13 protein-coding genes are annotated in these 12109 nt (G+C 73.0%); 8 read left to right on the top strand and 5 right to left on the bottom strand.

Annotated elements, in window-relative coordinates:
- Positions 1–32 precede the first annotated feature (32 nt).
- Positions 33–515: a Clp protease/crotonase-like domain-containing protein gene (locus tag ACH54P_RS09360; protein ID WP_489911946.1), complete on the bottom strand. Its 483-nt coding sequence runs from the start codon at positions 513–515 to the stop codon at positions 33–35.
- A gap of 149 nt (positions 516–664) precedes the next feature.
- Between ACH54P_RS09360 and ACH54P_RS09355 the strand changes: the two genes are divergently transcribed.
- Together ACH54P_RS09355 and ACH54P_RS09350 are read left to right on the top strand one after the other, a co-directional pair.
- Complete coding sequence (locus ACH54P_RS09355; RefSeq protein ID WP_489911945.1) at positions 665–1000, top strand: cupin domain-containing protein; 336 nt, start codon at positions 665–667, stop codon at positions 998–1000.
- Positions 1001–1023: 23 nt separating this feature from the next.
- Complete coding sequence (locus ACH54P_RS09350) at positions 1024–1590, top strand: TetR/AcrR family transcriptional regulator (protein ID WP_489911944.1); 567 nt, start codon at positions 1024–1026, stop codon at positions 1588–1590.
- Here ACH54P_RS09350 and ACH54P_RS09345 read toward each other — a convergent pair.
- On the bottom strand, positions 1587–2033 hold the full coding sequence (locus ACH54P_RS09345; protein ID WP_489911943.1) for a hypothetical protein: 447 nt from the start codon (positions 2031–2033) through the stop codon (positions 1587–1589). The two genes, ACH54P_RS09350 and ACH54P_RS09345, sit on opposite strands and share 4 nt — an antisense overlap.
- A 218-nt stretch (positions 2034–2251) precedes the next feature.
- Between ACH54P_RS09345 and ACH54P_RS09340 the strand changes: the two genes are divergently transcribed.
- From ACH54P_RS09340 to ACH54P_RS09330, 3 genes are read left to right on the top strand one after another with little or no spacing between them, the layout of a single operon-like run.
- A complete protein-coding gene (locus ACH54P_RS09340; protein WP_489911942.1) occupies positions 2252–2677 on the top strand; it encodes an ester cyclase in 426 nt (141 codons plus the stop codon).
- Positions 2674–3273 carry a TetR/AcrR family transcriptional regulator gene (locus ACH54P_RS09335; RefSeq protein WP_489911941.1) on the top strand — a complete coding sequence of 200 codons (600 nt, stop codon included), beginning with the start codon at positions 2674–2676 and terminating at the stop codon, positions 3271–3273. Before ACH54P_RS09340 ends, ACH54P_RS09335 begins: the two co-directional genes overlap by 4 nt.
- Entirely contained in the window at positions 3273–4196 is a 924-nt protein-coding gene (locus tag ACH54P_RS09330) for an alpha/beta fold hydrolase (protein WP_489911940.1), read from the top strand. The genes ACH54P_RS09335 and ACH54P_RS09330 overlap by 1 nt, the downstream gene beginning before the upstream one ends.
- Here the strand turns inward: ACH54P_RS09330 and ACH54P_RS09325 are convergent.
- Positions 4183–5124 carry an alpha/beta hydrolase gene (locus ACH54P_RS09325; RefSeq protein WP_489911939.1) on the bottom strand — a complete coding sequence of 314 codons (942 nt, stop codon included), beginning with the start codon at positions 5122–5124 and terminating at the stop codon, positions 4183–4185. The genes ACH54P_RS09330 and ACH54P_RS09325 overlap by 14 nt on opposite strands.
- A 151-nt stretch (positions 5125–5275) precedes the next feature.
- A complete protein-coding gene (locus ACH54P_RS09320) occupies positions 5276–5659 on the bottom strand; it encodes a hypothetical protein (protein WP_489911938.1) in 384 nt (127 codons plus the stop codon).
- 209 nt (positions 5660–5868) lie between these two features.
- Here ACH54P_RS09320 and ACH54P_RS09315 point away from each other — a divergent pair, with 209 nt between their 5' ends.
- Positions 5869–6846 (top strand): ArsR/SmtB family transcription factor, encoded by a 978-nt coding sequence (locus ACH54P_RS09315; RefSeq protein WP_489911937.1) that lies wholly within the window; start codon positions 5869–5871, stop codon positions 6844–6846.
- A gap of 67 nt (positions 6847–6913) precedes the next feature.
- Complete coding sequence (locus ACH54P_RS09310) at positions 6914–7432, top strand: hypothetical protein (RefSeq protein ID WP_489911936.1); 519 nt, start codon at positions 6914–6916, stop codon at positions 7430–7432.
- Positions 7433–7435: 3 nt separating this feature from the next.
- Here ACH54P_RS09310 and ACH54P_RS09305 read toward each other — a convergent pair whose 3' ends face one another.
- Positions 7436–8518 (bottom strand): nuclease-related domain-containing protein, encoded by a 1083-nt coding sequence (locus ACH54P_RS09305; RefSeq protein WP_489911935.1) that lies wholly within the window; start codon positions 8516–8518, stop codon positions 7436–7438.
- Between the two features lie 389 nt (positions 8519–8907).
- Between ACH54P_RS09305 and ACH54P_RS09300 the strand changes: the two genes are divergently transcribed.
- Positions 8908–12105, top strand: a complete 3198-nt coding sequence (locus ACH54P_RS09300) for a family 78 glycoside hydrolase catalytic domain (protein ID WP_489911934.1) — start codon at positions 8908–8910, stop codon at positions 12103–12105.
- Positions 12106–12109 lie beyond the last annotated feature (4 nt).

Below are 12109 nucleotides of genomic sequence, written 5' to 3'. Positions count from 1 at the left end.
GCGCACCCGGCGTTTTTTCGTGTTCGCCGCCGCTACCCGGCGATGGCGGGGACGTGGCCGGCCAGCCGCACGGCGAGGTCGAGCAGGCGGGCGGGGGAGCAGTGGAGCTCGACCAGCCCGGCGGCCACGGCCGCCTTCGGTGGGAGGGGCCTCGCGTGGGACGGGGGCCGGACGACACCGCCGGACACGATCCGGACGCCGGCCGCTGCGGCCAGGGTGTAGCCCGCCCCGATCGCGTCGCCGTTGAGGGCGGCCACGACGGGCAGGGGATGGGCCCGCAGGAGACCGGCGACCTCCGGCAGGCGGCTCAGAGCTGCGGTCCGGGCCGGACCGGGCACCGGGTCGACGTCGGGGGCGAAGACGCCGCCGGTCCCGGTGAGGACGATCGGGCGGCGGGGGCCGATGTAGCCGACGGCCGCGGCCAAGGCGTCCAGGAGCTCGAGGTCGAGCACCCCGGGGGTCGCGGCGCGAAGGCGCACCACGATCGCCTCCCGCCGGTACTGCAGATCGAGCACGACGGCCTCCTTGGGAAAACCCTCCCCGGTGCTGCATCGGGGAAAAGCCTAGTGAGGCACGCGGAATTCGCTGTCTCACATTGAGACGTCCCCGCGCGGCACCAATACTGTCGGCGGGGGCGACCCACGCCGCGAAGGGAACGCGTGACATGACCACTCACCCCGACGTCACCCAGGTCGACGCCATCGCCGCCGAACTGGTCGAGGAAGCCCGCCGGCACGACGCCCACCGCGCGGCCCGGACGCTCGTCACCGGCCCCGCCCAGCGGGCCACGCTGATCGCGCTGACCGAGGGCGCCCAGCTCGCCGAGCACGACTCGCCGCCGGCCGCCACGCTCTACGTCGTCACCGGCCGCGTCCGGCTGCACACCCACGACCGGACGTGGGTCCTCGAGCGCGGCCAGCTCGCCCGCATTCCGCCGCAGCGGCACGGATTGACCGCGCTCGGCGACTGCGCGGTCCTGCTCACCGTCGCCCTGCGCTGAAGCGTGTCTCGTAGGATGTGACGGTGAGTTATTCGGCGGATCCGCGGGCGGCGCGCAGCCGGGAGGCGATGCTCGCCGCGGCCCGGCGGCTGCTGGCGGACGAGGGCCTCGACGCGGTCACGCACCGGCGGGTCGCCCAGGAGGCCGGCGTGGGCCGGGCCACCGCCTACCGCCACTGGCCGCGGGGGGACCAGCTGCTGCTCGACGCCATGGGAGGCGCCGACCTGCCGCTGTTCCGCGACCCGGAGGTGCCCGTCCGCCCGTGGCTGGGCCGGCAGCTCCGGCAGCTGGCCGACGAGCTCGCCATCCCGGCGGCCGCCGCCGTCTCGCTGACGCTCGCGCAGTCGGCCCTGTCGGACGCGCAGGCAGCGCACCGGCAGGACGAGTCGGTCAGGACGATCACCGAGCGGATCCACGCGGCCGTCCGCGCGGCGATCGCGGCCGGCGAACTGGAGGCCGACGTCGAGCCGGCCGACCTGTCGGCGATGCTGGTGGGGCCGATCGTCTACCGCACGACCATGCAGCGGGGCCTGGTTTCCGACGGCTTGATCGCCCGGCTGGTGGACAGCGTGGGCACCTGGCGCGGTTAGAGCGGGTTGGTCGTCCCGGCGATGGCGGTGACCGCGAAGGCGAAGTGGGCGACCATCGCCGCGACGCGGAGCCGATCGGTTCGCCGCAGCCGGGCGATGGCGGCTCCGTCGGCGGTTTCCCGGATGTGGAGCTGGATCGGGAGCTGGATCACGGCGAACGAAAGCCAGGACGCCGCCAACGCCGCCAAACCGGCCCAGAGGGGCCAGGCCGGGACCGCGTCCGGCGCTCCGACCAGCATGACGATCACCAAGGCGGTCAGCAGGACCTTCGGGACCACGTACACGAGGCCGCTGCCGTGGCCCTGGGTCGTCTGGACCGACCGGAACTCCGCCGGACCGACGGCCGTCCAGCCGGAAAAGACGGCGAAATGCTCCATCAGGCAGCCGGCCAGGCAGTAGGCGGAGAGCATGCCGTACCCCAGCAACCACGTCTCAACGGACAACGAAGATCTCCTCGGTGCGAACTGTGAGACAGCTGTCTCGCAGAACGCATGCTGTCACGCCCGCCACTGTGGGTCAACGGTCTCATAGCCGAGGGGGGCGCGGGTCGGCACGCGGTGCCGGGGATCGGCGCCCTGGCCTGGTCAAAGCCGGCTCGCGCCGGATCCGCCGAGACACAGCTCCCTTTGCCTCCGACCTTACTTACTTGTAAGTTAGCTCCATGACGACGAGCGGAATCGACGTGGCCGCGGCCGAGGAGCTGGGCGACCGGTGGGAGCAGGCGTGGAACACCCGTGACGCCGACGCGGTGGCGGCGATGTGCGCGGACGACCTCGTCTACGACGAACCGGCGGTCGGCGCCACGGCGCACGGCCCGGACGCCATCCGCGAGTTCGTGACCCGCATGGCGAAGGCCTACCCGGACTACGCCTTCACCCGCGAAGGGCTGTACGCCGAGGTGACCCGGCGCGCCGTCCTGGTCGCGTGGCACTTCACCGGCACGCACGCCGGCACGGGCCGGCGCGTCGCGTTCCACGGCGACAACCGGCTGGAACTGGGCGCGGACGGGCTGATCCACGCCTACCGGTGCCTGTACGACAACAAGTTCGTGCTGAGTCAGCTCGGCGGCGGCCCGGAGGAGGGGTGAGCGACGCGGGCCGTGGGGCTCGCCTGCCCGCCGCGGCGCGCCGGGCGGGGATCATCGAGGCGGCCGACGTCGAGTTCGCCGCGAACGGGCTGGCGGGCACGCGCCTGGAAGCCATCGCCGGCCGGGCCGGGATCTCGCACCCGCGGATCGTGCAGATGTTCGGGTCCAAGCAGAAGCTCTTCCTCGAAGTCGTCCACGCCGCCTTCGACAAGATCGAGGCCGTGTTCGAACGCGCGGAGCCGAACCTGATCGCGCTCGGCACCGCGTACGTGCGGCTCCTGCAGCAGGAGCGGACCGTCGGGCTCGTCGTCCTGCAGGGCTACGCGGCGGCGGCCGACGAGACCGTCCGGGAGGCCGTGCGGCGCCGTCACCTCGGTCTCCTGCGGTCGGTCGCCGCGTTGACCGGCGCGGATCCGTTGCAGGTGCGGACGTTCTTCGCCACGGGGCTCGTCCAGACGATCTCGGCGGCGCTCGAACTGCCGGGACAGCGCGCCGACACGGCCTGGAGCGCGTGGATCCTCGGGCTCGCCGACCCGGCGGGGCCGGAGGACCGGGACGGCGGGTCGCCCGACGTCGCCGGAGGAAGGGACAACTGATGCCGGCCATCAACCGGACCGTCGAGGTCAACGGGATCCACCTGCACTTCGCCGAGCGGGGGGAGGGCCCGCTGGTGCTGCTGCTGCACGGCTGGCCCGAGACCTCGCACTCGTGGCGGCACCAGCTCGCGCCGCTGGCCGACGCGGGCTACCGCGTCGTGGCCCCGGACCAGCGCGGCTACGGCCGCACCGACAGCCCCGCCGGCGTGGAAAAGTACACGCTCCTGCACCTCGTCGGGGACGTCGTCGGGCTGATCGACGCGCTGGGCGAGCGGCAGGCGATCGTGGTCGGGCACGACTGGGGCGCGCCGGTCGCCTGGCACACCGCGTTGCTGCGGCCGGACCTCGTCCGCGGCGTCGCCGGGATCAGCGTGCCGCCTTCCCCGCGGGCGCCGGCGCCGCCGCTGAGCCTGCTGCGCGACCACTTCGGCGAAGGGTTCTACCAGCTCTACTTCCAGCGACCGGGCACCGCCGAAGCCGAGTTCGGCGCGGACCTGCGCACCACGTTCCGGAAACTGCTCGGCGGTTCCGCCGCCGACCCGGTCGTCCGCGCGGGTGAGGGTTTCCTGGACCGGTTCACCAGCCCCGGCGCGTTGCCGGCGTGGCTCGAGGAGAACGACCTCGACGTCGCCGTCGAGTCGTTCGCGCGGTCCGGGTTCACCGGCGGGCTGAACTGGTACCGCAACATCGACCGCAACTGGGAGCTGCTGGCGCCGTGGCGGAACAAGCCGATCACGCCGCCCGCGTTCTACCTCTGCGGGGAAACGGACATCACCCGCGCCTTCACCGACAACGCGAGCATCGCCAAGGCCGCGTCGGACGTCCGCGGCATCGTCGACGTTCCCGGCGCCGGTCACTGGGTGCAGATGGAACGCCCGGACGAGGTCAACGACGCGCTGCTGGGGTTCTTCAAGCAGCTGTGATCGTCGCGGCCTCGCCCAGGTGGGCGGCGTAGAAGCCGGCGAGCTTCTCGATGGCCGGATCGATGTACTGCTTCCGGTCGTACAGGTCGACGTGGCTGGCGCCCTCGATCCAGTGGAGCTCCTTGGGGCCGGTGGCGCGCTGGTGGACCTCGACCGCCATCCAGGACGTGACGGCGCGGCTGCCGACGATCTGGAGCAGCGGGCGGTCACCGAGGAGCGGAACGGCGTGGAAGGCGTCGAAGAAGGCCAGCTTGTCGATGCTGGGCCAGGCCAGGGACTTCGCCGAGCGCTCGTGCTCGCCGCGCGGGGTGCAGTAGTACTCGAAGCCCTCGACGCCGTGCTCGCCGCCGAGCGCGCCGGCCTGCTCGGCGGTCTCGGGGAACATGGTCAGGACGCCGGGGTCGTCCCCGCGGGCCGCGGCCGTGCGGGCCTGGGCGGCGGCGTCGAGCAGGCTCCGGAAGACGGCCGGGTCCTGGGTGCCGTCGGCGCCGAGGCGGAACTGGCGGGCGACGTCGACGCCGGAGACGGTGGCGACGGCCTTGACCCGGCGGTCCCCGCCGGCCGCGGAAAGGGAGTAACCGCCGGAGGCGCAGATGCCCAGCAGGCCGATCCGGTCGGCGCCGACCTCGGCGCGGGTGGTGAGGTAGGAGACGGCCGCCTTGAAGTCCTCGACGCGCTGGGCGGGATCCTCCAGCCCGCGGGGCAGCCCGCCGGACTCACCCTGGTGGGCGGCGTCGAAGGCGAGGGTGACGAACCCGCGCTCGGCCATCAGCCGCGCGTAGGTGCCGGAGGCCTGTTCCTTCACGCCGGTGCCGGGGTGGCCGACCACGAGCGCCGGCCACGGACCCGGCGCGGGCGTGTCGGGCGTGTAGAGGTGGCCGGCGAGCGGGATGCCGGCGCTGTCGAACGTGACGGTGGTCCTGGCCATGGGGCACTCTCCTGAGACGGTGGTGGTGCACCCGTTCCGCCGGGTGCCGTTCCACCTTCCGTCAGGCTCGCCGCGCGTGGCAGAGCAGTTTTCAGCCTGGGAAAGAACGTGCCCCCGTACAGCGCCTTCCGGTGCTGTACGGGGGTGCCGGTCAGGCGTTCTGCCAGCCGGAGCAGTACCAGGTGGGCGTTTTCTGGCAGACCCGGAAGATGGTGATCGGGTTGGCCGACGTGCCCGGGGTCTTGGAGCTGCAGCCGGAGCTGCTGCCGTTGGCGTCGTCCACGCCGCCACCGCCGCCGCTGCGGGTACGCCACTCCGTGCGGAAGCCGTAGCCGTCGCTGAAGGTGTCGCAGGCGTACACGCGGGTGTGGCTGTTGGTCACGCCCCCGTAGCCGCACCGGATCGCGCCCTGGTAGCTGCAGTTGTAGACCTCGGCGATGGCATCGTGCGCGGACGCGGCGGGCGCCACGGCGATCGCCCCGGCGGCGGCCAGCAAAGTGGCCCCGGCGAGGGTGGGGAGTCGGTGTTTCAGCACGCTTCCTCCTGACGGCTTCGGGTGGGGAGCGTGCAGTCCACTCCGGACACCGGGGACCGGTTGGCGCCGGGACGCGGATGTCACCCGTTCGGACCAGTCACGGCGGGTGCGGTCTACTGTGGACGGTGTGGGGTGCCGCGTCGCCTCGGCTCTCGCGTGCCGGCCGTCTTCGGTTTCGCCGGGTCGCGGCGGTGCGTAGAATCGGCCTGGTGATCGAGCTGGTGCTGGGGACGCTCGACCTGGCGAAGGTGCGGTTCGCCCGTTCGCCGATGGAGGAGCTCCGCAACAGCGTCTACGTGCTGGCGGGCCGCCGGGGTGCGGACCTGCACCGCCCGTGGGTGTCGATGGCCCGGGCCCGGCTGGCCGGGCTCGACCTCACGGTGCTGTTCACCCTGCTCTCGATCGACCACGGCTTCCCCGGGTTCCTGAATCCGCTGACGGAGGCCGGCGAGACGTTCGACGACCAGCTCGGCCGCGTGCGCGCCACCGACGACGCCGGTGTCCGGTGCTACTTCGAGGCGACCTGGGCGCCGGAGGAGATCCCGGCGGTGCTGCGGCCGCTCCACGACGATCCCGGGCGCGCGCTCGGGCCGTTCTGCGACCTGCTCGCCCGGTACTGGCGCGCGGCGATCGAGCCGGTGTGGCCGCGGCTGTGCGCGTTGCACGAAGCCGACCTCGTCCACCGGTCCGCGACGCTCACCGGCGGCGGGCTCGCCCGGCTCTTCGACGACCTCCACCCGCAGGTCGAGTACGCGGGCGACCGGATCCGCGTGCTGCTGCCGCACCACGACGTCCGGCACACGGTCAACGGCGTGGGCGTGCTGCTCAAGCCGAGCGCGTTCATCTGGCCGCGGATCAGCGTCTGCGACGGCCACGACCAGGTCTCGATCGGCTATCCCGCGCGCGGGATCGGCCGGCTGTGGGAGCAGGCGCCGCCGGTCGTGGGGGCGCCGCTGGCGGACCTGGTCGGCCGCAGCCGGGCGGCGCTGCTCGCGCTGCTCGACCTGCCCCGGTCGACGACGGAGCTCGCGGAACACCTCGGCGTCACACCCGCCACGGTCAGCGAGCACCTCGCCGTGCTGCGGCTGAACAACCTGGTCCGGTCCCGCCGCGCCGGCCGGGTCGTGCTCTACGAACGGACACCGCGCGGTGCCGGCCTGCTGCACGACGATTCGGTCCTGCCCTAATCGTCGCGTCCGCGCGCCCCGCGTGGCGACGATGGGGGCACGGAGCGGAATGCGGGGGAGGGCCGGGATGCGCGGGACGGACAGCCGGGCGGACGTGGCGGACGCGGTCGTGCGGATCATCGCGCGGGACGGCCTGGCGGCGGTGACCGCGCCCGCCGTCGCCGCGGAGGCCCGCCGGCCGGCGGAGTGGGTGGCGCGCCACGCCACCGCCGAAGAACTCTTGGTGCGCCTGACTCTCACGGCCACCGTCGACGCCGTGGACCGCCGCATCGCCGCCGCGCAGCGAGAAGCCGGCCTGCTCGGCACGTTGGCGGGGCAGCCCGTGCCGGACCTCGCCGCGCACCGGCCGTGGCTGGGCATGCTGGTCCGCTCGGCGGCGGGGCCGGACCTCGCCGACCCGCTGCGCCACCGCTTCGGCGCGACCCACCGTGACCTCCGCGCCCGCCTCGCCACGACCGAACCGGGGGCCGGCCGCCGGGAGCGCGCGACCTCGGCACTGGTGGACGGTCTGACGGCCCACATCCTGATCGGCGCGTGCACACCGCACGAAGCGGCGGAAGCCCTCGCGGCGCACTGGGCAGGTTGAGGCTCAGCTTCCGTGGAAGACCTGGCCGACGATCACCGCTGCCGTGATGCCTACCGTGCACAGCAGCACCAGCACCACGATCAGGCCCCACGGGATCCGGCGCGGGGGCCGTGCCTTCGCCGCGGGCTCGGGCATCGCGCGGGGCCGGGGCGGCGGCGACGCCGGTGACGCTTTCGGCCGCGGCAGGCTGTGGGGGCCCGGCACCTGCCGCGCCGGAGGCCGCGCCGGAGCTGGCGCCGGAGCAGGCGCCGAATCGGGCGGCGGAGGGGGAACCGCAGCAGGCGTGGTCACCGACCGCAGAGCTCGGGGCGTGCTCCGCGGCCGGGAAGACACCGGCCGATGCCGTGGCGGGTCGAAGGGCGGTCCGAACGGCGGGTCGAAGGGGGCCCCGAACGGCGGGTCGAAGGGAGGCTTGATCGGCGGTTTGACCGGTGGCAGCTGCTCGGCGAAGCCCTCGGTGAGCAGGTCGGCGCGCGAGGGTGCCAGCTCGGTCAGCGCCAGGGCCCGGCACGCCGCCAGGACGCCGTCGGCGGTCCAGACCTGCGGCTGGGCGCGGTAGCGGTGCAGCACCCGGCGGAGGCTGGTCGGGGTGGCCAGCGCGACGTCGATGCCCTTGCCCGCCAGGTCGGTGCCCTGCGGAAGGTCGATCGTGCCGGTCGCGACCAGCACGACCAGGCCGCGGACGAACCCGTCCCCGCCGCCCGGGATCCCGGCGAAGGTCTCCTTCGCCGCGTACACCCCGGCCTTGACCTGCTCGCCGGGGTTCGGCAGCCCGGCCAGCGCGTGGATCGCCGCCGGTTCGTCGCCGACCAGCCACGGCCCGTTCGGCGGGAGCACGAGCTGCCCGGACTGCGGTGCCGTGAATCCCTTCACCTCGAGCACGGCCAGGCCGGTCGGCAGGAACAGCAGCCCGTCGACCTGCCGGGTCGTGCCTTTGTGCGGAACGTTGACGTTCAGCAGCGCGAACCCGCCGATCGCGTGTTCCGTGCCGTGGGCCCAGCCGGCCAGCAGGTCGTGCACCTTCGCCTCGGCGCCGGAGAGGCCGTTCGCGTGCTGCCCGGCGCCTGGCTGCACCCGCACCAGCATTTCCGACCTCCTCGCGCTCGCCTGGTGAACGACGCTACGAGCAGGCCGTCCGCCTCGGCTGCCTCCAATCGGGTAGGCCTGCGGGGTCATCCGGGCGGCGGACCGGCGAGCCGGCCGTGCTCGTCATTGACTTCCGCTTCGGCCGCATAGTAGCGTCACCGCGGCAGGTTTATGAAACCTTTCAATTCGGAGATCGCGATGCTGCGACAGGAGCCGGGTCCGGTGCCCCTTCCCGCCCTAGGGCAGGACTTGACGCCGTAGGTCGCCCACCAGCTTCGAAGCCGTCGCTCTGCTGGGGCGGTGTGTTCCGGATCGAATCCCCTTCCTTTGTTCAGAGCACAAACGTCCCGCAGAGTTGAAACGATTCACTGTTGAATCCAGGAGCTGATGTGCGCCACAGACCCCGCCGTCTCCTCGCCGCCCTTTCCCTCGCGACGCTGGCGATCACCGGCACCGCCGCACCCGCAGCAGCCGGAGCCGACGGCGGAAGCCGCCGCTTCACCGCCACCGATCTCCGCTCGAACCACCTCGACCGTCCACTGGGGACGGACGACCCCACCCCCGAGCTCAGCTGGCGGACCGAAGCCCGGAACCAGACGGCGTACGAAGTCCAGGCCGCCACTTCGGAAGCGGGACTGGCCCGCCCCGACCTCTGGGACACCGGCCGCGTCACCGGCACCACGACCGCCCTCGACTACACCGGCCGCGCCCTCGGGAGCCGCCAGCGCGTCTACTGGCGGGTCCGCGTCTGGTCCGGCGCCATCCCCGCCGCCTGGAGCGCCCCCACCTGGTTCGAAACCGGCCTCACCAGCCAAAAGGACTGGTCCGCCGGCTGGGTGACGAACAGCCAGTGGCAGCTCGGCGCCCAACCCGCGAACCCGGTCGTCGTGACGCTGCCCCCGCAGACGGCCCGGTACGTGAAGCTCGACGTCACCAAGCTCGGCCTGCCGCTGGCCGAACAGCCCCTGGACAGCCAGAACCGCATGGTCACCGCCGGCGACGCCCGCCGCTTCCCCGACCTGACCTACCGCGTGCAGCTGGCCGAGCTGCAGGTGCGCGACTCGGCGGACCCGGGCGTGAACTTCGCCGCCGGCCGCCAGAAGTACGTCACCGCCTCGGAAACCCAGACCGTGCGCAAGGAGTGGGAGCCCGGCCTCATCGCCGACGGCCTGACCACGTCCAACCCCGAGGACGCCGGGAACGCCGGCTACCAGAGCGCCGCCCACCCCGGCGCGGACGCCGACGTCTCGCTCACCATCGACCTCGGCGCCACGCACGCCTTCGACCAGGTCGTGCTGTATCCGCGCACCGACACGCTCACGGCCGACGGCAGGACACCGAACTTCCCGGTCGACTACACGGTCCAGACGGCCACGGACGGGCCGTTCACCGTCGCCAAGGCCGTGACGGACCAGCCGGCGCCCGCCACCTGGCTGCCACCCGCGCTTCCGGTGTTCGCGAAGGACTTCTCCGTCCACGGCCGCGTCGCCGGCGCCCGCTTGTACGTCAGCGGCCTCGGCGTCTACGTGCCCAGCCTCAACGGCACCCGCGTCGGCGACGCCGTGCTGGAGCCCGGCGACAGCGACTACGCCGACCGCGTCACCTACGCCGCTTACGACGTCACGAAGCAGATCCGCGGGGGCGCCAACACGATCGGCATCGCGGTCGGCAACGGCACCGCGGACGCGCTGCACACCTCGGGCCGCTACCGCAAGTTCGCGCGCACGGCGAGCGACCCGCAGATCATCGCGCAGCTGGAGTTGACGCTCACCGACGGCACCGTGCAGCGGATCGGCACCGACTCCAGCTGGCGCACCACGCTCGGCGCCACCACGGCGTCGAACTGGTACGGCGGTGAGGACTACGACGCCCGCCGTGAGCTCCCGGGCTGGGACAACCCCGGCGCCGACCGCACGACCTGGTCTCCGGTGGTGCCCGCGACGAGCACGGCGAAGCTGACCGCCCGCCGGAGCGAGCCCGTCCGGGTCGTGGAACAGCTGCCCGGCAAGGAGATCTCGCGCCCGGCCCCCGGCGTGCGCGTCTACGACGTCGGCCGCAACATCGCCGGTCTCCCGCAGGTGACGCTCACCGCGCCGAAGGGCACGGCAGTCCGGATCTATCCGGCGGAGGCCTTGCGGGACGGGCACGTCGACCAGTCGATCAGCAACGTCGGCGCGCCGATCTGGGACAGCTTCACGAGCAAGGGAACCCCGCAGACCTGGCACCCCGACTTCACCTACCACGGCTTCCGCTACCTCGAGGTCGTCGGCGTCCCGGAAGACGCGCAACTGGCGGTCGCCGGCCTGCGCACGATGGCGGACAACGACTCCGCGGGTGACTTCGACTCGTCGGACGCGACCCTCGACGGCATCCACCGGCTCACCCGCGCCGCCGTCGAGAACAACATGCAGAGCATCCTCACCGACTGCCCGAGCCGCGAAAAGCTCGGCTGGCTGGAGCAGGACCACCTCGCCTTCGACGCGATCGCCCGCAACTACGACGTCGAGGCCTACCTCGGCAAGATCGTGCAGGACATGGCCGACGGGCAGGAGGCGAGCGGCCTGGTGCCCAGCACCGTGCCGGACCACGTCTCGCTCGCCGGCGCGTACCGCGACGACCCGAACTGGGGCGGCGCCCTGGTCCTGGTGCCGCTCAAGGCGTACCAGACCTACGGCGACAAGGAACTCCTCGAGCGGTACTTCCCCGCGATGCGGCGCTACCTCGCCTTCCTCCAGGGCCAGCCCACGCGGTGGACCGACGGCGTCTACGACTACGGCCTCGGCGACTGGATCACCACCGAGAAGCCGGTGATGCCGCGCCCGATCGTCAGCTCCTTCGGTGTCTGGGCGGTCGCGGACGGGCTCGCGAAGGTGGCGACGGCGCTCGGCCAGGACGCCGCGCCCTACCGCACGCAGGCCGACGCGCTGGCGAAAGCCGTGTGGGCGAAGTACTACAACCCCGCCACCGGGCTGTTCGGCGGCGGCGGGCAGGGCGCGACGGCGCTGGCCCTCGACATGGGCGCGGTGCCCGCCGACCTGCGGGCCGCCCAGACCCAGCACCTGGTCGACACCATCGAGGCCGCCGGCCGGCACCTGGTGATGGGGGAGATCTCGTTCCCGTCCGTGCTGCGGGTGCTGTCGAACGCGGGCCGCGACGACGTCGTCTACCGGATCGCCGCGCAGACCACGAGTCCCAGCCTGGGCCACCAGGTGCAGGCCGGGCTGACCGCGCTGGGGGAGACCTGGGACGGCGGCAGCGGCCAGTCGCAGGACCACTTCATGCTCGGCGCGCTGGACGGCTGGCTCACCACCCGGCTGACCGGCATCGGGCAGGCCCCCGGCTCCGTGGGCTTCCGGAACCTGGTGATCGATCCGGCGGTCGTCGGCGACCTGACGTCCGCGTCCGGCAGCTACGAGAGCCCGCAAGGCCGGATCGGCACGGCCTGGACGAAGTCCGACCGCGAGTACCGGCTGACCGTCACCGTGCCGCCGGGCAGCACGGCCGAAGTGCACCTGCCGCAGGGGGACGCCGTCTTCCGCGTCGGCTCGGGCACCCACACGTTCCGTTCCCCCATTCCGCGCGGCTGAAGGG

The organism is Amycolatopsis sp. N2S4-7 (genome assembly GCF_058119595.1).
Note: the sequence above shows the minus strand (reverse complement) of the source record. Positions and strands in the feature narration are given on the sequence as shown.

Bases quoted from the DNA above. Each gene is read 5' to 3' on its own strand.
- ACH54P_RS09355 (WP_489911945.1), top strand. From the start codon at position 665: ATGACCACTCACCCCGACGTCACCCAGGTCGACGCCATCGCCGCCGAA.
- ACH54P_RS09340 (WP_489911942.1), top strand. From the start codon at position 2,252: ATGACGACGAGCGGAATCGACGTGGCCGCGGCCGAGGAGCTGGGCGAC.
- ACH54P_RS09330 (WP_489911940.1), top strand. From the start codon at position 3,273: ATGCCGGCCATCAACCGGACCGTCGAGGTCAACGGGATCCACCTGCAC.
- ACH54P_RS09325 (WP_489911939.1), bottom strand. From the start codon at position 5,124: ATGGCCAGGACCACCGTCACGTTCGACAGCGCCGGCATCCCGCTCGCC.
- ACH54P_RS09310 (WP_489911936.1), top strand. From the start codon at position 6,914: ATGCGCGGGACGGACAGCCGGGCGGACGTGGCGGACGCGGTCGTGCGG.
- ACH54P_RS09305 (WP_489911935.1), bottom strand. From the start codon at position 8,518: ATGCTGGTGCGGGTGCAGCCAGGCGCCGGGCAGCACGCGAACGGCCTC.